Below are 21,274 nucleotides of genomic sequence, written 5' to 3'. Positions count from 1 at the left end.
CAGAAGCCGCCGTCAGGCGGCGTCTCTCTTCGAAAAAAATCTTTGCCGCAATCGCATTGCCGTCGTGCAAAACGATGCGCCAAACTCATCTCATGCGGGATTACTTCGTCTACATCCTCGCCAGCGGAAAGAACGGGACGCTCTATACCGGCGTCACCAACGACGTGTTGCGCCGCGTGTCGGAGCACAGGCAGGAACTCACCAAGGGCTTCACCAGCCGCTACGGCGTCAAACGCCTTGTCTGGTACGAGGTCCATGGAACCGCCATCGGCGCCATCCAGCGCGAGAAGAACATCAAGCACTGGTCGCGGTCATGGAAGATCGCGCTGATCGAGGAAATGAATCCGACATGGCGCGATCTATTCGAGGAGCTGCTTTAAGAAGAGTTTTTTCGAAGAGAGACGGCGCGTTCCGCGCCTTCTGGATTGCCGGATCAAGTCCGGCAAAGACGACCTGGGGATGGGATGGCGGGGAGCAACGTGAGGCCGGGTCATAACGGCTCCGTGTTTTAGCGTACCTCGCTAACGCCTAGCCCAGGTCAGGCCCATAGGCCTTCAACAGGCCCGCGCCGATGCGTTCGTTCATCATTTCAGTGCTGCCGTCGGTATAGGCCGCGATCTTCGCGCAAGCGAGTTGACGGCCGAGGCCGTGTTCCTCGCGCAGACCGGCGGCGCCCATCGCCTGGATACAGTCGGCGATGCGGGCGAGGGTGACGCGGCCGGCGAATTTTTTCGCATGCGCCGCCGCCATCACCGCGTCGCCGCCTTCATCGATCAGGTGGCCGGCGGCAAGCGTCAGCCCGCGCAGCGCTTCGAGATCGTTGGCGACGTCGCCGAGGGACCAGTTGAGACCCTGATGCTCGAGAAGCTTCCGGCCGAAGGTTTCACGCTCGGCGGCGTAGGCGAGCGCCTTTTCCAACGCGTCGGCCAGCATCCCGGCGCACATCGCCGCGACATAGACGCGGGCGCCGTTGACACCTTTCATGGCGAGCTTGAAGGCGTCGCCGGGCGGCGCCAGCATGTCGTCGTCCGGCGCGATGTAACCTTCGAGCGTGAAACCGCCGGCGCCGATCGCATGACCTCCCGACAGGTCATAAGACGCGGCGCGACGGAAACCCGGCCGCCTTGCATCGACAAGGAAGGCAGCGATGCCGCGCCAGCCCGCGGCCGGATCGGTCTGCACATAGGTGATGAAGAGGTCGCCAACGCCCGCATTGGTGATCCAGCCCTTCTCGCCATTGAGCGTCCAGCCGGTGCCGCTTTTGACGGCGCTGGTCCGGATCGCCGAAAAGTCGCTGCCGGCGCCGGGTTCGCTCAAGGCGGTGCCGCCGAAGATTTCGGCCTTCATCAGCGCCGGCACATGGACGTCGCGATGTCGTGCCGTCGGCGAGAGCGCCAGTCGCGCGGCGACGTTCTGCGTGTTGACCAGAGAAAAAGTGAAAGCCATGTCGGCGCGCGACATTTCCTCGCAGAGCGCGAGCTTCACCATGTAGCGATGGCCGGGGCCGCCGGCCTCGCGCGGCACTTCGAGCGCGGCAAGCCCCAGCGCGGCGGCTTCGCGCAGCGCCTCGACCGGCTGGCGGCGCGCGCGTTCCCATCCGGCGGCGTTGGGCGCGACCGTGTTTCGCGCGAATGCCGCCGCTCTGTCGATGAGCGCCGTTTCATTCGCCGTCAACGCGCCGCGCAGAAATCCCGTCATGGCCGCCCTCCCCCGATCAAACGCCGAGACCGTCGATCACCAGCGTTTCCAGATTGGCGCGCATTTCGTCGGGAATGGCAATCGCCTTGCGTGTCGTCAGGTCGAGTGCGATGGCGACCGCCTCGGCGGTGGCGATGGCTTCGCCGGTTTCGAGATCGAACAGCCAGTGGCACCAGGTATAGATTTTCGGACCGACATTCTTGAGGCCGCTCCTGAGCGTCAGCACGTCGCCGACACGCGGGTGGCGGCGATAGACGAAGCGGTATTCGAGCGCCGCGCCGCCCACCGACGGCGTTCTCGACCGATCCTCGCCGCGCGTTTGCGCCAGCAGATTGGGAATGCCGTCCGACACAATGCCCATGAAATGGCGAATGGTCAGAAAGCCCTGGCCGTCGCATTGCGCGGTGTCGATTTCGCCCTGCCAGGTGCGCACCATGCCCATGGCGTCGGCCCCGGCGAGCTTCGGCGCCGGGCGCGGTTCGTAAATGTCGAGACCGCGCGGGGCGCCATGCACCGGCAGTTCGACGACAAGTGCCTTCGCCGCCGTTTTCACTTTCGCCGGCAGCGGCTTCACTTCGCGGCTTTCTTCATCCAGCAACTCGATCTCGGCGATGAAGGTCGCGGCGACCTCGCCCGAGACCGTGTTGACCATCTCCTCATAGACGCGCAGACCGAAATCGCGCACATCCAGAATGCCGGCGCGAATGAAGAAAGGCGCGCCGGGCCGCTGTTCGCGCAGGAAACGCACATGATGATCGCGCACGAAGAGCCGCGCGCCTTCCGCGCGGGCGAAACGCGGCCCGATGCCGAGCCGGAGCGCCAGCGCGGCCAGCCCCTGCCCCGCCTTGTCGACATAGAACTGCACGTTCATATGCCCCATCTGGTCGCTTTCCCATGTCTGCACGCTCGACCTTGCGACCTCGATCATCTCGCTCATGTTTTCTTTCTCTTGTTGCAATAAGGATGACGAATGGGATCAGCCGCGCGCCCGAAGCGCGTCGGGCAGCGGCACGGCCTTGCGGCTCGCCTTGTCGAACAGGAGCCCCGCGCCTTCGGCGATGCAGGCCGGCTCGCCGGTGTCGCCCGAAAACAGCCAGTGACGATAGCGGATCGTCTTGCCGTCGGTGGCGTCGATGCCGGTGCGCACGAAAAGCGTTTCGCCGGCGCAGAGCTCGCGCAGATAGGCGAGCCTTATCTCGACGGTCGCGGTCGCAAGCCCGCGCGCCGCCTGCTCGTGCCGGCCGAGGCCTGCATGCGCCCACATATGGCCCTGCGCATCGGAGAAGCGTGCCATGAAGAAGCGCGCGTTCATGTGATTGTTGGTGTCGCATTCCCAGGTGTTGACGACTGAACGATTGGTCTCGACCATGCCGTCGGCATCGGCGCGGGCCAGCGAGACGTCGCGCTCCAGTGCTTCCTTCGGCAGCGAGCGCGGCAGCGAGCGCGGCAGCGCTTCCGGCGGCAGTTCGGTTGCCATCGTCGCGGCGCGGGCCCGCGTTTCCTCGGGCCAGGCGGTCAGTCGCCGCGTCGCCAGATCGAGGCAGCCCGTGTCGACGACATAGGTGGCGGCCAGCCGGTCGTCCAGCGCCTCGCGCATTTCCTGATAGATGCGCATCGTCTTGTCGCGCAGCTCGACGACGCCGGAGCGGATCACGACGAGATCGCTGGCGCGAAGCTCGCGGTGAAAGCGGATGTGATGTTCGAGCGCCACATAGCCAAGCCCTGTCTGCGCCTGATCGAGCGCGCCGAGGCCCAGCGCCACGCGCAGATTGTAGGAACTGTCCGAGCTCTTCGAGATGTAGTGCTGGATGTTCATATGCCCCATCTCGTCGCATTCCTGCAGCGAGACATAGCCGCGATAGGTGTCGATCATGCCGGTCATTTTTGCGGGATACGGGTTCGTCGATGGCGGGTGGCGCAGCATAGGGGGGCCGCCGCCGCTTGTCATGGGTCAGCCCTTCGCGGGAAGTGCCGCCAGCCGGTGCGCCAACAGATCTTGCGCAGGGAAACCCAGCGCCGCAAGACGCCCCGAGCCTTCGAGCACCCTGAGCCCGATCAGGAAGGCCGCGAGGCAGAGGATTTCGCGATGCGCCGCCGCGCCTTCGAGCCCGGTCGCCGCGCGCAAGGGCCCGCCCAGCGTTTCGAGCACCGCGATAACACGGCCCGTGACGGCGCGGCTCAGATCGGGGTCGAGCGTGTCCGCCGACATCAGCCGGCCGGCCAGCCGCACATGCGGCGCGTTGCCGGCGGTCGCCGCCAGCGCCTCGCGGGCGGCGGCGGCCAGCGCCTCGGCGGGCGATGCCGCCTTCTCCGCCGCCTCGCGCATCCGTCTGGCGAGGTGCCCCAGCTCCTCGGCGGTCAGCGCGATCGCCAGTTCGTCGATGCCGGCGAAATAGGAATAGACGGCGCCGGGCACATAGCCCGCTTCGGCGGCCACGGCGCGAATGGTCAGCGCCTCCGGTCCGCCCGCGTCGCAGACGCGGCGCGCGGCGGCGAGGATCGCCTTGCGCTTGTGGTCGCGCAGCGCCGTGCGGCGTTTTTCGGCGGCGGGTGCGGCCATCAGAATTTGTAGGTCGAACGGGAGACCCCCTCGGCAATCGGCCCGCCGCCGTCGCGTTCCTTCACCGCCTGCTGGAAGCCGACCGCTTCCGCGCGCTCCTTGAACCAGACGCCTTCGGGCGAGTGGCGCGTGATGCCGTCGAACAGCGTCGCGAACATCTGCGTCGTCTGGAGCCCCATGTTCTCATAGGCCTGATTGACCAGCAGCTTCTGCATCATCAGCTGGTTGCGCGGCACGCCGGCCATGCGGTTCGCGAGTTCGTCGACCCGCGCATCGAGAGCGGTCTCCGGCACCGCTTCGAGAACGAGCCCCATTTCGGCGGCCTCCGTGCCCATCACCAGATCGCCGGTGAAGAGCATGCGCTTGGCGCGTTCGGGGCCCAAGCGATAGACCCACATGGCGGTCGTCGGGCAGCCCCAGACGCGGGCCGGCGGATAGCCGATCTTCGCATCCTCGGCCATCACCACCATGTCGCAGCAAAGCGCGATGTCGGACCCGCCGGCGACCGCGAAGCCGCGCACTTTCGCAAGCGTCGGCTTGTGGCAGCGCCAGAGCGACATGAAATCGCGCGTGTTCGCATGCATCATGTTGAAATCGACCATCGGGTCCCAGGGGCGGGCGTCGCCCGCCGCCGTGCCCGCGCCCTGGTTGCGCGTCGGCCGCTCGGCAAAGTCTTTCAGGTCGTAGCCGGCGCAGAAGGCGCGGCCGGCGCCCGTCAGCACGATCGCATGGACATCGTCATCGTCGTTCGCCTGTTCGACCGCGCGGGCGATTTCGCGCGGCATGCCCGAGGCGATGGCATTGAGCCTGTCCGGCCGGTTCAGCGTGATGGTGGCGATGCGGCCCTGCCGCTCATAAAGGATGTGTTCGAAAGGCATGGGCTTCCCTCCGGTTTTCGGTTATTTTTTGACCATATATCATATTTTTGAACAATGTTCAATTTCTGGCCGGCGGGATGGCAGCGCCCGGCCGGCGCGTCCCGCCTTCGCCCCTCCCCCAAATACAGCGATGGCCTGCTAACCTCCCCCCATGAGCAAGCCCCTTCCCGCGCAACAGACGGTCGCGCTGCCCGCCGCCTTCAGCCGCTGGTTCGCTGCGCGCGGCTGGCATCCGCGCCCGCATCAATTGGCCTTGCTCGATCTCGCCGAGGCCGGCCGCTCGGCGCTTCTCATCGCGCCCACCGGCGCCGGCAAGACGCTGGCGGGCTTCCTGCCGAGCCTTGTCGAGCTTGCCGAACATCCGCAGGCGGCCCCCGCGCTCCACACGCTCTACATCTCGCCGCTCAAGGCGCTGGCCGTCGACGTCAAGCGCAATCTCGAAATCCCGCTCGCCGAAATGGGCCTCGATATCGCGATCGAAACCCGCACCGGCGACACGCCGCAAAACCGCCGCCTGCGCCAGCGCCACACGCCGCCCGATATCCTGATGACGACGCCCGAACAGCTGGCGCTGCTCTTGTCCTACCCCGACAGCCCGCGCTTTTTCGGGCAGCTTTCCTGCATCGTGCTCGACGAACTCCATGCGCTGGCGAATTCGAAGCGCGGCGACCTGCTGTCGCTCGGTCTTGCGCGTCTTTCGCGCCTTGCGCCCGCCGCGCGCCGCGTCGGACTGTCGGCCACCGTTGCCGAACCCGATGCCTTGCGTCGCTATCTGATGCCGCAACCGCCAAATGACGAAAGGGGCGGCGAGAACCTTGCCGACGTCGTCGTCGCGCCGCCCGGTGCGGCGCCCGAGATCAACATCGTCGCGGCGGGCCTGCCCGATGAAGAGGGCGGCGAGGCGCACATCCCCTGGTCGGGTCACTCGGCGCGCCATGCGCTGCCGGCCGTCTACGAAGCGATCAAGGCGAACCGCATCGTTCTCGTTTTCGTCAACACGCGCAGTCAGGCCGAATTCGTCTTTCAGGAGCTCTGGCGCCTCAACGAAGATGCGCTGCCGATCGCGCTGCATCATGGCTCGCTCGCCGCCGAAGCGCGCCGCAAGGTCGAGGCGGCGATGTCGGCGGGCACGCTTCGCGCCGTCGTCTGCACCTCGACCCTCGATCTCGGCATCGACTGGGGCGAGGTCGACCTCGTCGTCAACATGGGGGCGCCAAAAGGGGCAAGCCGGTTGCTGCAGCGCATCGGCCGCGCCAATCACCGCCTCGACGAGCCTTCGCGCGCGCTGCTGGTGCCGGCCAACCGCTTCGAGGTGCTGGAATGCGAAGCCGCCCGTGCCGCCGCTCTCGAAGGCGCGCAGGACGGCATGGTGTCGCGCACCGGCGCGCTCGACGTGCTGGCGCAACACATTCTCGGCTGTGCCTGTTCGCAGCCCTTCGATCCCGACGCGCTCTATACGGAAGTGCGTTCCGCCGCGCCCTATCGCGCGCTGACACGCGGCGACTTCGACAAGGTGGTCGATTTCGTCGCCACTGGCGGCTACGCGCTGAAAACCTATGACCGCTTCGCGCGGCTGCGCCCCAACGCGAAGCTCGAAGGCGACATGCGCCTGCGCGCCTCTTCGCCCGCCGTCGTCCAGCAATACCGCATGAATGTCGGCACCATCGTCGAGGCGCCGATGCTGAAGGTGCGGATGATCAAGCGCGGCCGCCGGCCGATGGGCGGGGGCGGCGGGCGCTATCTCGGCGAGATCGAGGAATATTTCATCGACCAGCTCTCGCCCGGCGACACCTTCCTCTTCGCCGGCCACATATTGCGTTTCGAGGGCCTTGCCGAAACCGAAGCCCTCGTCACGAAGTCGCAATCGGGCGAGCCGATGATCCCGTCCTATTACGGCGGCAAGTTTCCGCTCTCGACCCATCTCGCCGCCCGCGTCCGCCGCATGCTGGCGCACAAGGCGGAATGGGGCCACCTGCCGCCACAGGTGCGCGAATGGCTTGAAATGCAGAGCTGGCGCTCGCTGCTGCCGCGCGAGAGCGATCTGCTGGTCGAATGTTTTCCGCGCGGCGACAAGTTCTATCTCGTCTGCTACCCCTTCGAGGGCCGCCTCGCCCACCAGACGCTCGGCATGCTGCTGACGCGCCGCCTCGACCGCGCCGGCGCGCGGCCCATGGGTTTCGTCGCGTCGGAATATTCGCTGGCGATCTGGTGCCTGCGCGATCCGGGGCTGATGCATGAACGCCACGAATTGCCGCTCGGCGAACTCTTCGCCGAAGACATGCTGGGCGACGATCTCGACGCCTGGCTCGCCGAATCGAGCCTCTTGAAGCGCACCTTCCGCGACTGCGCGATCATTTCGGGCCTGATCGAGCGCCGCTATCCGGGGCAGGAGAAAACCGGCCGCCAGGTCACCTTCTCCTCCGACCTCATCTACAATGTGCTGCGCGAGCACGAGCCCGACCACATTCTGCTGCGCGCCACCTATAATGACGCGGCTTCAGGGCTTCTCGACGTCGGCCGCGTCGCCGAGATGCTGAAGCGCATCCGCGGCCACATTGTTCTGAAACGCCTCGACCGCGTCTCGCCGCTCGCCGTGCCGGTCCTGCTCGACATCGGCAAGGTCCAGGTCGACGGCGAAGCCGGCGACGCGCTGCTTTCGGAAGCCGCCGACAAGCTGATAGAAGAAGCGACGCGGCTGGTTTGATTCCGTGCGCCGCCGCACACTAAAGTGTCACCCCGGCGAAAGCCGGGGCCCATGGACCTCGCGCCATACGCAGGTCGTCATAATTTGACCGGCAGATGTACGAAGTAAAAGACATCCATCTCGAAACCCGTCCCGCGCTCACCGTCTGTGGTGTCGCCTTCGACCTGACGCCGGAAGGCGCGGCGTGGCTCGCCGATGAGCGCCTGCTGGTCGTGGCCGATCTCCATCTCGAAAAGGGTTCGTCCTATGCCGAACGCGGCCAGCCGCTGCCGCCCTATGACACGCGGACGACGCTTGCCCGCCTCGAAAAGCTGATCGCCCGTTTCCGTCCCCGCACCGTCGTCGCGCTGGGCGACAGTTTCCACGATGCGCGCGCCGACAGCCGCATGGATGCGGACGACGCCGCGCATCTCGCGCGCCTGACGCGCGGCCTCGACTGGATCTGGATTTCGGGCAATCACGACCCGGCGCCGCCGCCGCAATTCGGCGGCGAGATCAGGGAAGCGTTCCGCCTCGGGCCGCTGACCTTCCGCCACGAGCCGAGGTCCGCGCCCGCCACCGGCGAGGTCGCCGGCCACCTCCATCCGTGTGCAGCGGTTCGCGTTCGCGGCCGCAGGCTCCGCCGCCGCTGCTATGCCTCGGACGGCACGCGGCTCATCCTGCCCGCCTTCGGCGCCTATGCCGGCGGCCTCAATGTGCTCGACCGGGCCTTCGACGACCTTCTCCCCGGTCTCGATTTCCATGCCTGGATGATGGGCGGGCGCACCATCGTGCCCGTCACGGCCCGCCGCCTCGAGGGCGATTGATCCGTAGACGGATTAAAAAATTGCTCGCTTTATCTCCGTTTCGGGCGCGAGCGCGGGGATAAGACATGAAATCCCGGGGATAACGTGAAGTTGTCCCCGCCCTTATCCCCGCTCAAAAAGCGTTTGTGACAGTTTTTTGACAGTTTGATGACAGAGGGGGTGTTTTCGGAGCCTCAACCGAGTGTCGCGAGCGCCGGAAACGTCTCCAGCAGGAAGATCGCAATCCGCTCGAACGAGCCGAGGATCATCAGCGTTCCGGTCGCCGCCAGCAGCAGGCCGGCCGTCATCTCGACCTTGCGCATGTGGCGGCGAAAGCCGGAGGCGAACGACAAAAATCCGCGTACGGCAAAAGCCGCCGCCAGAAACGGAATGCCGAGCCCCAGCGAATAGACGGCGAGCAGCGAAACACCCGCCTGCAGACTTTCCTGCGCCGCCGCGATCGTCAGGATCGTTGCGAGGATCGGACCGATGCAGGGCGTCCATCCGAAGGCAAAGGCGAGTCCCAGCAGATAGGGACTGGCGAACTGCATCAGCGGGCTGCGCGCGACATCGCCATTGCCCGCGATGTGAAACCGCGCCTCGCGGTCGAGCAGCGCGATGCGGAAAAGACCCATGTAGTGCAGGCCGAAAATGACGATGACGCCGCCGGCGAATTGCGACAGCAGAATCTTGTGCGTCATGATGAAGGGGTTGATCGCCGATGCGCTGGCGCCGAGCGCGACGAAAATCGTCGTGAAGCCGAGCACGAAACCGACAGCGCCCAGCGCCACGCGCCGCGTCAATCCTTCCGAGGCAAGCGGCTTTCCCTCCGCGTCCTCGCGCGTCAGTTCCTCAAGCGAGGTACCGGCGATGAAGCAGAGATAGGCCGGCACCAGCGGCAACACACAGGGCGACAGAAAGCTGATGAGGCCGCCCGCGGCGGCGGCGAAATATCCGATCTCCATCAGGGTCGTCCCATAATCGCCGAAGCGAGCCAGCCGGCAAAGGCGGCGCCGAGCACCGCGAGCAATCCATACAGAAACGGATCGCTGTGCGCCATGCGGTAAATGAACCGCTCGATGCCGCGCTTGTCGATATAGAGGGGCGAGGAAATCGTATCGATCACTTCACCATCCTGAAACAGATAGACCTTTGCGGTATAGAGACCGACCGGCACATTGGCCGGAATGTCGACCGTTGCGCGAAACAGCGTCTGCCCGAGGAATGTCACGCCGCCCGGTACGTTGGCGTAGAGCCTCTCGCGCTGGCGGTTGCGGATCAGCGCCTTCCAGAAGGCGTTCTCCTGCTCGGGCTGCAACACCTGCGGCGTGCCGTCGATCGCTCGCGCCTCGGGCGTCCCGAGGTCGACATTCTCGATCCCGATGCGCAGCGCCTGACGCGTTTCGGGCGTCATCGTCACTTCGAGCGGCCGGGTGCTCGCAATGGCGTAGTAGCCCGGTGCAGCGGGATAGGTGACGGAATCGTGATTGACCCAGATGCCGGCAACCCGGTCCTTCCGCCGCACCATGGCCGGCGCGTTCGGACCCTGCACCACCACCACGACGTCGCGATTGAGCGCGCGCGTGCCCGGCGTTCGCGCTTCGACTGCGCCGAACAGCAGAATCTGCGTGCCCGTGAAATTGGAGCGAATGGCGATCTGGTGTTCGGACAGGTCGGTCACGAGCTGATCCGCCCGGGCCGCACCCGCCGCCGCCAGCAGCGCCGCGGCCAGCGCCAGTGCGATGGAATATTTCAGGGAGCCGATCATCTGTGCGGCGCCACTTCGACAATGGAATAGACATCGTCGGGCGTCGTCACCAGATCGAAACCGAGCCGAAGCCCGATCAGAAGGAGGATCGCCGCCAGCAGCGCGCGCAACTGCTCGGCCGGAAGCTTTTCGGCCGCCCGCACGCCATACTGCGCGCCGACGACGCCGCCGATCACCAGCAGGAACCCGAGCACGATATCGACGGCGAAATTTTCGACCGCATGGAGGACGCCGGTCAACGCGGTCACGAACACGATCTGGAAGAACGAGGTGCCGATCACGACGTTGGTCGGCATACGCAGCAGATAAATCATCGCGGGGATGATGATGAAACCGCCGCCGACGCCCATGATCGCCGACAGCGTGCCAACGAAGAAGCCGACAAGGATCGGCGGGATGACGCTGATATAGAGCTTCGAGCGGCGGAACCGCATCTTGAAGGGAAGCCCGTGAATCCAGCTGTGGTGGCCGCCCCGCCGCGTCGGCACTGCGCCGCCCCGCGCCGCGTGGATTGCGCGTACGCTCTCGACCATCATCATCGCGCCGATGACGCTGAGAAAAAGCACATAGACGAGCGAGATAACGAGATCGATCTGGCCGAGGCGCGTCAGCAGTTTGAACAGGAAGATGCCACTGACCGAGCCGGCGACGCCACCGATCAGCAATATGCCGCCCATCTTGAAGTCGATCGATTTTCGCGTGAAATGCGCGAGCGCGCCGGTGACCGACGAGGCGACGACCTGGGTCGATTGCGTGCCGACGGCAACCGCCGGCGGAATACCGAGAAAGATCAGCAGCGGCGTCATCAGGAAGCCGCCGCCTATTCCGAACATGCCCGACAGGAATCCGATCGTCGCGCCCATGGCGAGAATGGTCAGTACATTGACCGGCATCTCGGCGATCGGAAGATAAATCTGCATGACGCACGGCTCCGGCGGCCGGTAACCGCCCCGGAGCGAAGAAGGGACGGAGAAACGGATGCGAATTTGGGTAACACGTCCGGACGGGAATTCCTAGGTGTACCCCGGAAACGGCTCAGCCGAAGCGGGCCTCGAGTGTCGCCAGCGTCTCAGGCGTCACGGTCCCCGTTGCCGCCAGGCCCTCGGTTATCTGGTAGTCCAGAATGGCATCGCGCGTGCGCGGCCCCATCAGTCCGTCGGGCGAGCCGGCGTCATAGCCGAGCCGGTTGAGCAGCGCCTGCGTTCTTGCAATGGCGTCCTTCTGCGGCAGGGCGGCACGCTCGCCCATATCCGACACATCCCAGCTCTTCAACGCGCTGACATCGCCATTGGCGAGCGGCGCGGGCGTCCTGGCGCGCCAGGTTTCGGTTGCCACTTTCGCCCTTGCGAGCTCGGCGGCCTCCATCGTCGCGGCCAGCGCATCGCGCTTGGCGGCCGCGCCCTTGTCGCCGCCTTTGGCTGCGATCGAAAGCCATTTGTATGCTTCGCTGGCATTCTTCTCGACGCCGAGGCCGCGCTCGTTGAGTACGGCGAGATTGTACTGACTGTCGCCAAGTCCGTAGTTGGCGGCCTCGCCGAACCATTTGGCGGCGGTGGCGAAGTCCTGCGCCGTGCCGCGTCCTTCGGCGTGGATGACGGCGAGATTGTGCATCGCCTTCACATTGCCGCTTGTCGCCGCCTTTTCGTAAAGGACGCGGGCTTTCGCATCATCCTGCGTCACGCCGCGTCCTTTTTCGTATTGCGTGGCGAGACGGTACTGCGCGATGGCAAGACCCTGATCGGCGGCACGCTCGAACCACTCTGCCGCCTTGCTCATGTCCTGCGTCACGCCCTCGCCATCGGCGAAGCGCTTGCCGAGTTCGTATTGCGCGGCGGCGTCGCCGCGTGTGGCCGCCTCCATCAGCGTCAGTCGCGCCGGTTCGACCGGCGCCGTCTCGACGGGCTTCGCGGGCGCGGCGGTCAACGGCGGCGCTGGCGTCAACGTGGCCTGACCGGCCGGCTGCGCAGTCGAAGGCTTCGGTGTTGCCGGTTTCGGCGCTGCGGGTTTCGGTGCGGGCACCAGCGCCTCTTTCGGGGTTGCGGGTGGTGTGGCGGACGCCGGCGCCGGGGCATCGTTTGCCGTCGCGCCGGCGCCCTCCGGACTGGCCTCCGGAATCTTGTCGGTTGCTGAAGCCGGGCTTTCGGTGCCGGACACGGAAGGTTGCGGTGCGCCCTGTTCGATCGGTGTCCGGGGCTGCTCGATGCGCGGCGCCGATCCATCTTTCAGCAGATAGGCGCCGGCCAGCAACACAAGCAGCACGAAACTCGCCGCGAGGCCGATGATCAACCTGCGCCGGCTCGCGCCGTTGTTCTCAGCCGAAAAACGGGCGGGCGACTCGGCGTAGCCCGGCGCGGGCGGCGTCGTGTAATAGGGTTCCTGCCGCGGCGCCGCTCCGCCTTGCGCGGCGGCCTGTGCGGCGCGACGCGCGGCCGCGAGAAAATCGTTGGCGGCGCGCTGTCCGGCATTTTCAATCGGCGGCGGCGCAGGATCGGGCGGGATGACCCCGTCATCGACCGGCTCGCGCAGCCGCATCTCGCTCCCCGCATCGTCGGCGACATAAGGCGGGGGCACGTCATTCTCGTAGGGCGCATCGACGGGCGGCGGCGCCGAAACAGCGGGCGCGGCCGGGCGGCCCCAATCCGACGGATTGAGCGCCGGGCCGAGATTGCCACCCATCGCCGGGTTGAGCATCGGCGGGGCATCGAATTGCGGCATCGGGAAGCCGGGGCCGGATGGCGCAAAGCCCGCCGCCACACCGCCGGCGTTGAGTTGCGGCGACAGCGTCGCCTGCCTCACCGCCTTGGTCTCGCGTTCGAGGTGACCGAGACGGCTCGTCATCTTTTCGATCATCGCCTGCAGCGAGGTCAGCGCCTCACGGTCGCGGCTCTCAGTCGCGTTGAGATTGTCGCTGATGCCGGCAACCGCTTGTTCGACGGTCTGCGCGGCCTGCATCGTTAGTTGTTCGTTGTGTTCGATCCGCTGCGCCATCTGTTCGAGGCGTTGCGCCAGCGCTTGCGGAATTTCGTGACGCTGCGCGTTGTCGAGATCTTCGAGCTTCCGCGCGATACTGGTCACGCTTGTTTCGAAGGTCTTCACCGTTTCTTCGGTGCGATTTTCGGTCTGCTCCAGCCGCCGCGCCATGAGTTCGAGGCTGGTCTGAAGCCGTTCGATGGTCGCACGCTGGCTTTCGGCATGGGATTTCTCGTCGATGGCCTTCAGCGCGGCTTCCACTGCCTGCGGCGCGATGCCGGAAACACCGTGCTCCATCTTTTCCATGCGCGTCGCAAGCTGCATCAGCGCATCTTCGAGCGCGCGCGTGCGCTTCTTGGCTTCTTCCCGTTCGGATTCCTCTTCCGCCGTCTCGATGCGGTCGGAGAGCGAGGCAAGCGACTGGCGAATTTCGCTGAGCGTGTCGTCGGTGCGGCGTTCGGTCTGGTCGAGATGATCGACGACCGCGTTGACGGCCTTTTCGAGCGTCTGGATCGTGCGCGCGTCTTCGGCGCGCAGCCCGCCACCGCCACGCGCGCGCTCGGCGCGCTCCATGCGCTCGTGAAGCTGCTGCAGTTTCCGCTCCAGCGGATCCAGCGATCGGGTCTCGGAAGACCGAGCTTCGGAATATCTGTCGTCCATGTCGTGCTCCGACTGGTCGATGCGCTGGGCGAGTTGTCCCACCGTCGCTTCGAGCCTGCGCGCCATTTCCGCAGTGCGGCGTTCGCTGTTGTCGACCCGCTGCACCACCTCGCGCACCGCCTCGGCCACGGGCGCGAGATCGATCCCCGAAGCAGGTTGCGGTTCGGGCGCCGCCTGCGGCATCGCCTGGGACGGCGGTGCGTAGGCGCTCCGGAAGGAAGCGGGAGCAGCGTCCTCGTCGCCGACTTCGTCGGTACCGGTTTCCATGATGACCTGGTTGAGCCACGCGCCAAGCGTCACACCCGCCCGACGGGCGGCCTGTTTCGCCGCCTCGCGCGCCTCGGGCTCAATGCCCTTGACGCTCCATGGAACCCCCGGTCTCATTCGAATCACTATGCCCGTTAACCCTCTGGGGCAGTATAAACCGCGCTATCTGGTATTACGAACGCGCGCTGTCCCAAAACCTTGTAGCGGTTGCGCCTGCACCGGCCGGCGTCTGAACGCAGGCCGGCAACCTCCCTAATAAAGCGCCAACCTAGGTAAAGACCGGGTTAACGGGTGCGCCATTTCGGTATTTCTGCGTCAGCCCACGGAATGATCGTTGCGGAGCGCCAGCATCGCGACATCGCTCCATTGCGACCAAACACGGGCCTTGCCGAGGGCGCCGCCATAGGACGCCGCCACCCGGCCCGCGAGATCGCTGCTCTGGGCGAGTTCGGCGAGGACCGCCCGCGCCGCCTCGGCCATCGCGGCGGCGATGGGCTCGGGCCAGCTCCGCAGTTCCGTTCCACCCGCCGCCGTCAGCCGGGCGAAGGCGTCGGCATTGTGGAAGGTGAAATCGGCCAGCGTCTCGGCGGCACCCGCCATCGCCGCGCCGCGCACGATTTCCTGCAGATCGGGTGCAAGGCGCTCGAACTCCGCCTTGTTGACCATCAACTCGAGCGCCGGCCCCGCCTCGTGAAAGGCCGGCAGATAGTAATAGCGCGCCACCTTGTTGAGCCCGAACGCCATATCGTTCCATGGCCCCACCCATTCGGCGGCGTCGATCGTGTTGCTTTTCATCGCGGTGAAAATCTCGCCGGGCGGCGTCACCACGACGCTGACGCCGAGCCGCCGCATCACCTCGCCGCCAAGCCCGGCGATGCGGAACCGAAGCCCCTTGAGGTCGTCGAGCGTGTTGACCTCCCTGGCAAACCAGCCGCCCGCCTGCACGCCGCTCGAGCCGGCATAAAAGGGCAGGACGCCGAAGGGCGCATAGGCCTCTTCCCAAAGGGCCTGACCGCCGCCAAATTGCAGCCAGCCGGCCATTTCGGGCGCCATCAAGCCGAAGGGCACGCCGGTGAAATAGTGGAAGACCGGGTTCTTGCCCTGCCAGTAATAGGGGCTGCCGTGGCCCATTTCGCAGGTGCCTTGCGACACGGCATCGAACACCTCGAAAGGCGGCACCAGCTCGCCGGCGCCGAACAGCTTCACGGTCAGCCTGCCGCCCGACATCGCGCCGATCCGGTCGGCGAGGCGCTGCGCATTGACGCCGACGCCCGGCGCGCCTTTCGGCCAGCTTGTCGCCATCTTCCACTCGATGGCGGTGTCGGCGCGCGCGTGGCGCGTCAGCGCCGGCATAGCGAGTGCGCCGGCCGCCGCGCCGCCGATAAACTGTCTGCGTTTCATGGTGCTGCCCGTCCCCGGAGATTCGATGGTGCAAGCATCTCACCTCCCGGCCCGGCTCGGCAATGGGCCGTCAGTCCCCGGCGAACACCTGCACGGCAATGACGCGCATTCCCGTCCGCGCGATGCCGACACCGCTGCGGGTCGCCGCATCAGCTTGCATGATTTGCCGGTGCGACGGGCTCTGCGCCCATTTCGTTACCATCACCTCGGCCAGCGCCGCGTCGTCCATTGCGGCATAGCTCGGCCCATCCAGCATCTGGAGGTTCTCCGAAATGCTGGCGCTGAAAGCCGGATCGACGGCCAGCACCCGCTCGCGCGGTCCCTGGCCTTCGGGGTTGTGATGGCCGAAATAACCGCGCAGCGCCATGTCGGCCGCATGAACGGCAGCGGCGCGCTGCAACGTCGCATCAGCACTCAACGCGCCTGCGCCCTTACCCTTGCGCCAGGCGTTGACGGCCGTCATCACAGCGCGGCCGAGCGGCGTGTCGGCCTCGGCGGCCGCGCTCGCGGCGGCCGGCAGGGAGCTTGTACTGACATTGACCGGTGGCGGCGCCCGTTCCGGTCCGGTTGCACAGCCCGAAAGAACGGCCATCAAGGCGGCGGCCATAAAAACTGTCATGTGTCGCATTTTCCGTCTCCCTGCCGAACTGGCCGAGCCTAACAGATCGCAGACGCAATCGGCTCCACTTGACGCTTACGTCAACGTAAACTAGAGTCCGGTCCATTCTGAAAAACGGCTGAAAACAGCCAAAAAATACGCCATTCAGGGAGCGACCATCTCATGGACCAGCAGCTTCACAGCGCCGTAGAAGCGCCCCGCCGCAACGGCCGCGACGCCGCCGGCGAGACTTTTTCGATCACCCAGCTTGCCGAAGAATTCGGCCTGACGACCCGCGCAATTCGTTTCTATGAGGACAAGGGTCTGCTCTCGCCGGAGCGCCGGGGCCAGACCCGCGTCTATCACCCGCGCGACCGGGCCCGCCTGATCCTGATTGTGCGCGGCAAGAATGTCGGGCTGGCGCTGGCCGAGATCAAAGAGATCCTGAGCCACTACGACCAGGAAGACGGCTGCGAGACCCAAAACCGCGTCGCGGTCGACAAGTTCCGCCGCCGCATCGAGAGCCTCCGGGAGCAGCGCCGCGAGATCGACCTCCAGATCAAGACGCTGGAAGAGAGCTGCGCCCGCCTCGAAGCGCAGATCGCGGCACATGAGAAGCGCGGCAGGGCCGAAAAGAAGCTGGCCGCCTCCGAAGCGGCAAAGACGAAAAAGCCGGAAAAGGCTATCGTCTGAGGCTTGGCGCGGCCGGCGAAGACCGGCCCCGCAAACCCGCCGGAGGAAACCCATGCCGACCTACAAAGCGCCGCTGCGCGAATACCGCTTCCTGTTGAACGAGCTCTTGGACCTGTCGCAATACAGCGACCTGCCGGGTTTCGCCGACGCGCCGGCCGATCTTGTCGATGCCATCCTTGAGGAAGCCGGCAAGCTCACCGAGGAAGTGTTGCAACCCCTGAACCAGATCGGCGACCGCGAAGGCTGCAAGCTCCAGAACGGTGTGGTGACGACGCCGACAGGCTTCAAGGACGCCTATAAATTGCTGGTCGATGGCGGTTGGCCGGCGCTTGTCGCCGACACGCAATATGGCGGTCAGGGTCTGCCCAATGCGCTCGGCGTCATCTTCAACGAGATGGTCTCGTCGGCCAACATGGCTTTCGGCATGTATCCGGGCCTCAGCCACGGCGCCTACTCCGCGCTCTCGCAGCACGGCACCGACGAGCAGAAGAAGAAATATCTGCCCAAGCTCGTGACCGGCGAATGGACCGGCACGATGAACCTCACCGAGCCGCATTGCGGCACCGATCTCGGCCTGCTGCGTTCAAAGGCCGTGCCGGTGGGCGACGGCTCCTACAAGATCAGCGGCCAGAAGATTTTCATCTCCGCCGGCGACCACGACCTCACCGAGAACATTCTCCATCTGGTGCTCGCCCGCATCGAAGGCGCGCCACAGGGCGTCAAGGGCATCTCGCTTTTCCTCGTGCCCAAGTTTCTCGTCAACGAGGACGGATCGCTCGGGAACCGCAACGGCGTTTCCTGCGGTTCGCTGGAAGAGAAAATGGGCATTCACGGCAACGCAACCTGCGTGCTGAACTACGACGAGGCGATCGGCTGGCTGGTCGGCGAGGAGCACAAGGGCCTGCGCGCCATGTTCACGATGATGAACGAGGCGCGGCTCGGCGTCGGCTTGCAAGGTCTCTCGCAATCGGAAGTCGCCTATCAGAATGCGACCGCCTATGCGCTGGAGCGCCTGCAGGGCCGCTCGCTCACCGGTCCCAAGGCGGAGGACAAGCCCGCCGATCCGCTGATCGTCCATCCCGACATTCGCCGTATGCTGCTCAACGCCAAATCCTTCAACGAAGGCGCACGTGCGCTTCTGATCTGGACAGCGCTGCATGGCGATCTCTCGCACAGGTCCGACGATGAAAAGACGCGTGAATTCGGCGACGACATGATGTCGCTGCTGACGCCCGTGCTGAAAGGCTATTTCACCGATCGCGGGTTTGCCCATGCGGTCGATGCGCAGCAGGTCTATGGCGGTCACGGCTATATCGACGAATGGGGCATGGGCCAGTTTGTGCGCGATGCCCGCATCGCGATGATCTATGAAGGCGCCAATGGCGTGCAGGCGCTCGACCTCGTCGGCCGCAAGCTGGCACAGAATGGCGGCCGCGCCGTCTTCGCCTTTTTCAAGGCGGTGGACGAATTCATGGCTGCCAACAAGGGCAATGCCGACCTGAAACCTTTCCTCGATCCGCTGGCTGCCGCGCGCAGGGATCTCGAAGCGGCGACCATGTGGTTCATGGAGAACGCCCTTCAGAATCCCGATCATGCCGGCGCCGGCTCGACGCCCTACATGCATCTTTTCGGTGTCACGGGCCTCGCCTTCATGTGGGCAATGATGGCAAAGGTCGCGCTCGACAGACTCGCCGCCCAAAATGAGGGCGACAATGCCTATTACGAAACCAAGATCAAGACCGGCCGCTTCTACATGGAACATGTGGTGCCCGAAACGGCGATGCATCTTGCGCGCATCCGTCACGGCGCCGATCCCATGATGGCGATGGCCGCCAGCGAATTCTGACGATCGAAGACAGGGAGCCTCACGAATGAGTTTGAATGCCGGTTACAAATCGCCTTGGCTGAACGAGGAGCTTGAAATCCTCCAGGGCGCCGTCCACAAGTTCTACGAAAGGGAGTTCCTGCCGCATAGCGAGCGCTGGGACGAACAGGGTTGCGTCGATCGCGATGCCTGGCTGAAGGCGGGCGAGGCCGGCATTCTTTGCGCGTCGATCAAGGAGGAATATGGCGGCGGCGGCGGCACTTTCGCCCATGAAATGGTCATCGCCGAGGAACAGGGCCGCATCGGCATTTCCGGTTTCGGCAATTCCGTGCATTCCGGCATCGTCGCGCACTACATCCAGTCCTACGGCACCGAAGAGCAGAAAAGGAAATGGCTGCCGAAAATGGCGACCGGCGAAATCGTCGGCGGCATCGCGATGACGGAACCGGGCACGGGCTCCGACCTTCAGGGTGTCAAGACGACCGCAAAGAAGTCGGGCAACCAGTATGTGGTGAACGGTCAGAAGACCTTCATCACCAACGGACAGCAGGCGAACCTGATTTGTGTCGTTGCGAAGACCGATCCGTCGGCGGGCGCGAAGGGCACTTCGCTCATCATGGTCGAGACCGACGAGGTTGAAGGCTTCCGCCGCGGCCGCAATCTGAAGAAAATCGGCATGAAGGCACAGGACACCTCGGAGCTTTTCTTCGACGAGGTGAAGGTGCCGACTTCCAATCTCCTCGGCACGGAAGAGGGCAAGGGCTTCATTCAGCTCATGCAGCAATTGCCGCAGGAGCGTCTCATCATCGCCGTGCAGGCCTGCGTCGCCATGGAAATGGCACTGAAATACACGACTGATTATGTGAAGGAGCGCACCGCTTTCGGCCAACGCATCCTCGACTTCCAGAACACGCAGTTCAAGCTTGCCGAGTGCAAGACGGAAGCTACCATCGCTCGTGTGTTCGTCGACGATTGTGCCGTGAAGCTGCTTGACGGCAAGCTGGATGCGACGACGGCCGCGATGGCCAAATGGTGGACCACGCAGAAGCAGAACGAGATCGTGGATACCTGCCTGCAATTCTTCGGCGGCTTCGGCTACATGATGGAATATCCGATCGCCAAGCTCTATGCCGACGCCCGCGTCCAGAAGATTTACGGCGGCACCAACGAAATCATGAAAATGCTGATCGCCCGCACGCTTTGATGCGTGCGTTGTCCCGGTACGAAAACAAGAACCCCGTCCCCCAGGGAGACAGCCAATGACCGAATGTTTCGTCTACGACACCGTGCGCACACCGCGCGGCAAGGGCAAGAAAGATGGCGCGCTTCACGAAGTGACCGCGCTGGAGCTCTCGACGCAAACGCTGAGAGCGATCCGCGACCGCAACGGCCTCGACACCTCGAAGGTCGACGATGTGGTTCTGGGTTGTGTCGATCCGGTCGGCGAACAGGGCGGCGATATCGCCCGGATCGCGGTGCTGAACGCCGACTATGCGCAAACGACGGCGGGCGTGCAGATCAACCGTTTCTGCGCGTCGGGTCTCGAAGCCACCAACATGGCGGCAGCCAAAGTCATGTCCGGTGAGGCCGACATGGCGATCGGCGGCGGCGTCGAGTCGATGTCGCGCGTCGGCATGGGCGCCTCGGGCGGTGCCTGGTCGTCCGACCCCAACGTCGCCTTCAAGTCCTATTTCACGCCGCAAGGCATCGGCGCCGATCTCGTCGCCACGAAATACGGCTTCTCACGCGCCGATGTCGACGCCTATGCGGTCGAAAGCCAGAAACGCGCCAAGGCCGCCTGGGACAAGGGCTATTTTGCCAAGTCCGTGATCCCGGTGAAGGACATCAACGGTCTGACCATTCTCGATCACGACGAGCATATGCGCCCTGAAGCGACCATGCAGTCGCTGGCCGCCCTTACGGCCTCCTTCGCCTCGCTCGGCGAATTCGCCTTCGACGGTGTCGCGCTCGACCGCTATCCCGAAGTCGAGGAAATCATCCACGTCCACCACGCGGGCAATTCCTCCGGCATCGTCGATGGCGCCTCCGCCGTCCTTGTCGGCAACGGTCCGACCGGCAAGGCCATGGGCCTGAAGCCGCGCGCCCGCATCCGCGCTATGGCGTCGATCGGTTCGGAACCCTGCATCATGTTGACGGGTCCCGCCGATGTATCGCGCAAGGTACTCGCCAAGGCCGGCATGAAGCCGGAAGACATCGACCTCTACGAGTTGAACGAAGCCTTTGCCTCCGTCGTGCTGCGCATGATGCAGGCCCTCGACATCCCGCATGAAAAGATGAACGTCAATGGCGGCGCCATCGCTATGGGCCATCCGCTGGGCGCCACCGGCGGCATGATCCTCGGCACCGTACTCGACGAGCTTGAACGCCGCGATCTCAACACCGCGCTTGTGACGCTTTGCGTCGGCGCGGGCATGGGTACGGCCACCATCATCGAACGCGTGTGAGG

At 65.1% G+C, this 21,274-nt stretch carries 18 protein-coding genes; 7 read left to right on the top strand and 11 right to left on the bottom strand.

The window, feature by feature from the left end; all coding sequences use genetic code 11:
- Positions 1 to 92 precede the first annotated feature (92 nt).
- A complete protein-coding gene (locus tag WEB61_RS15095; RefSeq protein ID WP_368065170.1) occupies positions 93 to 380 on the top strand; it encodes a GIY-YIG nuclease family protein in 288 nt (95 codons plus the stop codon).
- Positions 381 to 528: 148 nt separating this feature from the next.
- Here WEB61_RS15095 and WEB61_RS15090 read toward each other — a convergent pair whose 3' ends face one another.
- From WEB61_RS15090 to WEB61_RS15070, 5 genes are all read right to left on the bottom strand, one after another.
- Positions 529 to 1,698 (bottom strand): acyl-CoA dehydrogenase family protein, encoded by a 1,170-nt coding sequence (locus WEB61_RS15090; protein WP_368065167.1) that lies wholly within the window; start codon positions 1,696 to 1,698, stop codon positions 529 to 531.
- Positions 1,699 to 1,714: 16 nt separating this feature from the next.
- Positions 1,715 to 2,635, bottom strand: a complete 921-nt coding sequence (locus WEB61_RS15085) for a thioesterase family protein (RefSeq protein ID WP_368065166.1) — start codon at positions 2,633 to 2,635, stop codon at positions 1,715 to 1,717.
- Positions 2,636 to 2,674: 39 nt separating this feature from the next.
- On the bottom strand, positions 2,675 to 3,580 hold the full coding sequence (locus WEB61_RS15080; protein ID WP_368065165.1) for a thioesterase family protein: 906 nt from the start codon (positions 3,578 to 3,580) through the stop codon (positions 2,675 to 2,677).
- Positions 3,581 to 3,649: 69 nt separating this feature from the next.
- Positions 3,650 to 4,258: a TetR/AcrR family transcriptional regulator gene (locus WEB61_RS15075; protein WP_368065164.1), complete on the bottom strand. Its 609-nt coding sequence runs from the start codon at positions 4,256 to 4,258 to the stop codon at positions 3,650 to 3,652.
- Positions 4,258 to 5,136, bottom strand: a complete 879-nt coding sequence (locus WEB61_RS15070) for a crotonase/enoyl-CoA hydratase family protein (protein WP_368065163.1) — start codon at positions 5,134 to 5,136, stop codon at positions 4,258 to 4,260. The genes WEB61_RS15075 and WEB61_RS15070 overlap by 1 nt, the downstream gene beginning before the upstream one ends.
- Before the next feature lie 151 nt (positions 5,137 to 5,287).
- Here WEB61_RS15070 and WEB61_RS15065 point away from each other — a divergent pair, with 151 nt between their 5' ends.
- Both WEB61_RS15065 and pdeM read left to right on the top strand, forming a co-directional pair.
- Positions 5,288 to 7,840 (top strand): ligase-associated DNA damage response DEXH box helicase, encoded by a 2,553-nt coding sequence (locus tag WEB61_RS15065; protein ID WP_368065162.1) that lies wholly within the window; start codon positions 5,288 to 5,290, stop codon positions 7,838 to 7,840.
- Between the two features lie 95 nt (positions 7,841 to 7,935).
- On the top strand, positions 7,936 to 8,646 hold the full coding sequence (gene pdeM, locus WEB61_RS15060; RefSeq protein WP_368065161.1) for a ligase-associated DNA damage response endonuclease PdeM: 711 nt from the start codon (positions 7,936 to 7,938) through the stop codon (positions 8,644 to 8,646).
- A gap of 173 nt (positions 8,647 to 8,819) precedes the next feature.
- Here the strand turns inward: pdeM and WEB61_RS15055 are convergent, their stop codons facing one another.
- The 6 genes from WEB61_RS15055 to WEB61_RS15030 all read right to left on the bottom strand — a co-directional run bounded on the left by WEB61_RS15055 (position 8,820) and on the right by WEB61_RS15030 (position 16,310).
- On the bottom strand, positions 8,820 to 9,590 hold the full coding sequence (locus tag WEB61_RS15055) for a cytochrome c biogenesis CcdA family protein (protein ID WP_368065160.1): 771 nt from the start codon (positions 9,588 to 9,590) through the stop codon (positions 8,820 to 8,822).
- Positions 9,590 to 10,393 (bottom strand): TIGR02186 family protein, encoded by an 804-nt coding sequence (locus WEB61_RS15050; RefSeq protein WP_368065159.1) that lies wholly within the window; start codon positions 10,391 to 10,393, stop codon positions 9,590 to 9,592. The genes WEB61_RS15055 and WEB61_RS15050 overlap by 1 nt, the downstream gene beginning before the upstream one ends.
- Positions 10,390 to 11,313: a sulfite exporter TauE/SafE family protein gene (locus WEB61_RS15045; protein WP_368065158.1), complete on the bottom strand. Its 924-nt coding sequence runs from the start codon at positions 11,311 to 11,313 to the stop codon at positions 10,390 to 10,392. The genes WEB61_RS15050 and WEB61_RS15045 overlap by 4 nt, the downstream gene beginning before the upstream one ends.
- A 115-nt stretch (positions 11,314 to 11,428) precedes the next feature.
- The gene (locus WEB61_RS15040) at positions 11,429 to 14,407 is read right to left on the bottom strand and encodes a peptidoglycan-binding protein (protein ID WP_368065157.1); all 2,979 of its coding nucleotides are present in this window, start codon (positions 14,405 to 14,407) and stop codon (positions 11,429 to 11,431) included.
- Positions 14,408 to 14,605: 198 nt separating this feature from the next.
- The gene (locus tag WEB61_RS15035) at positions 14,606 to 15,691 is read right to left on the bottom strand and encodes a TRAP transporter substrate-binding protein (protein ID WP_368065156.1); all 1,086 of its coding nucleotides are present in this window, start codon (positions 15,689 to 15,691) and stop codon (positions 14,606 to 14,608) included.
- A gap of 70 nt (positions 15,692 to 15,761) precedes the next feature.
- Positions 15,762 to 16,310: a CAP domain-containing protein gene (locus WEB61_RS15030; protein ID WP_368065155.1), complete on the bottom strand. Its 549-nt coding sequence runs from the start codon at positions 16,308 to 16,310 to the stop codon at positions 15,762 to 15,764.
- Positions 16,311 to 16,472: 162 nt separating this feature from the next.
- On the opposite strand from WEB61_RS15030, the gene WEB61_RS15025 reads away from it, so the two are divergent.
- From WEB61_RS15025 to WEB61_RS15010, 4 genes are read left to right on the top strand one after another with little or no spacing between them, the layout of a single operon-like run.
- Complete coding sequence (locus WEB61_RS15025; protein ID WP_368065154.1) at positions 16,473 to 16,982, top strand: MerR family DNA-binding transcriptional regulator; 510 nt, start codon at positions 16,473 to 16,475, stop codon at positions 16,980 to 16,982.
- A 52-nt stretch (positions 16,983 to 17,034) separates the two neighbouring features.
- On the top strand, positions 17,035 to 18,828 hold the full coding sequence (locus WEB61_RS15020; RefSeq protein WP_368065153.1) for an acyl-CoA dehydrogenase C-terminal domain-containing protein: 1,794 nt from the start codon (positions 17,035 to 17,037) through the stop codon (positions 18,826 to 18,828).
- A gap of 25 nt (positions 18,829 to 18,853) precedes the next feature.
- Positions 18,854 to 20,011: an acyl-CoA dehydrogenase family protein gene (locus WEB61_RS15015; RefSeq protein WP_368065152.1), complete on the top strand. Its 1,158-nt coding sequence runs from the start codon at positions 18,854 to 18,856 to the stop codon at positions 20,009 to 20,011.
- A gap of 55 nt (positions 20,012 to 20,066) precedes the next feature.
- Positions 20,067 to 21,272 carry an acetyl-CoA C-acetyltransferase gene (locus tag WEB61_RS15010; protein WP_368065151.1) on the top strand — a complete coding sequence of 402 codons (1,206 nt, stop codon included), beginning with the start codon at positions 20,067 to 20,069 and terminating at the stop codon, positions 21,270 to 21,272.
- Positions 21,273 to 21,274: the final 2 nt, after the last annotated feature.

Origin of the sequence: Parvibaculum sp. (assembly GCF_040882025.1) — a bacterium.
GTDB lineage: Bacteria > Pseudomonadota > Alphaproteobacteria > Parvibaculales > Parvibaculaceae > Parvibaculum.
The sequence above is the reverse complement of the archived record's forward strand: the minus strand, read 5'-3'. Positions and strand labels throughout refer to the sequence as shown.

Excerpts from the sequence above, each read along its gene's own strand:
- WEB61_RS15040 (WP_368065157.1), bottom strand. The coding sequence starts at position 14,407 with ATGAGACCGGGGGTTCCATGGAGCGTCAAGGGCATTGAGCCCGAGGCG.
- WEB61_RS15015 (WP_368065152.1), top strand. The coding sequence starts at position 18,854 with ATGAGTTTGAATGCCGGTTACAAATCGCCTTGGCTGAACGAGGAGCTT.
- WEB61_RS15095 (WP_368065170.1), top strand. The coding sequence starts at position 93 with ATGCGGGATTACTTCGTCTACATCCTCGCCAGCGGAAAGAACGGGACG.
- WEB61_RS15065 (WP_368065162.1), top strand. The coding sequence starts at position 5,288 with ATGAGCAAGCCCCTTCCCGCGCAACAGACGGTCGCGCTGCCCGCCGCC.
- WEB61_RS15045 (WP_368065158.1), bottom strand. The coding sequence starts at position 11,313 with ATGCAGATTTATCTTCCGATCGCCGAGATGCCGGTCAATGTACTGACC.
- WEB61_RS15030 (WP_368065155.1), bottom strand. The coding sequence starts at position 16,310 with ATGACAGTTTTTATGGCCGCCGCCTTGATGGCCGTTCTTTCGGGCTGT.
- WEB61_RS15055 (WP_368065160.1), bottom strand. The coding sequence starts at position 9,590 with ATGGAGATCGGATATTTCGCCGCCGCCGCGGGCGGCCTCATCAGCTTT.
- WEB61_RS15075 (WP_368065164.1), bottom strand. The coding sequence starts at position 4,258 with ATGGCCGCACCCGCCGCCGAAAAACGCCGCACGGCGCTGCGCGACCAC.
- WEB61_RS15025 (WP_368065154.1), top strand. The coding sequence starts at position 16,473 with ATGGACCAGCAGCTTCACAGCGCCGTAGAAGCGCCCCGCCGCAACGGC.
- WEB61_RS15090 (WP_368065167.1), bottom strand. The coding sequence starts at position 1,698 with ATGACGGGATTTCTGCGCGGCGCGTTGACGGCGAATGAAACGGCGCTC.
- WEB61_RS15085 (WP_368065166.1), bottom strand. The coding sequence starts at position 2,635 with ATGAGCGAGATGATCGAGGTCGCAAGGTCGAGCGTGCAGACATGGGAA.
- WEB61_RS15050 (WP_368065159.1), bottom strand. The coding sequence starts at position 10,393 with ATGATCGGCTCCCTGAAATATTCCATCGCACTGGCGCTGGCCGCGGCG.
- WEB61_RS15035 (WP_368065156.1), bottom strand. The coding sequence starts at position 15,691 with ATGAAACGCAGACAGTTTATCGGCGGCGCGGCGGCCGGCGCACTCGCT.
- WEB61_RS15080 (WP_368065165.1), bottom strand. The coding sequence starts at position 3,580 with ATGACCGGCATGATCGACACCTATCGCGGCTATGTCTCGCTGCAGGAA.
- WEB61_RS15070 (WP_368065163.1), bottom strand. The coding sequence starts at position 5,136 with ATGCCTTTCGAACACATCCTTTATGAGCGGCAGGGCCGCATCGCCACC.
- pdeM (WP_368065161.1), top strand. The coding sequence starts at position 7,936 with ATGTACGAAGTAAAAGACATCCATCTCGAAACCCGTCCCGCGCTCACC.
- WEB61_RS15010 (WP_368065151.1), top strand. The coding sequence starts at position 20,067 with ATGACCGAATGTTTCGTCTACGACACCGTGCGCACACCGCGCGGCAAG.
- WEB61_RS15020 (WP_368065153.1), top strand. The coding sequence starts at position 17,035 with ATGCCGACCTACAAAGCGCCGCTGCGCGAATACCGCTTCCTGTTGAAC.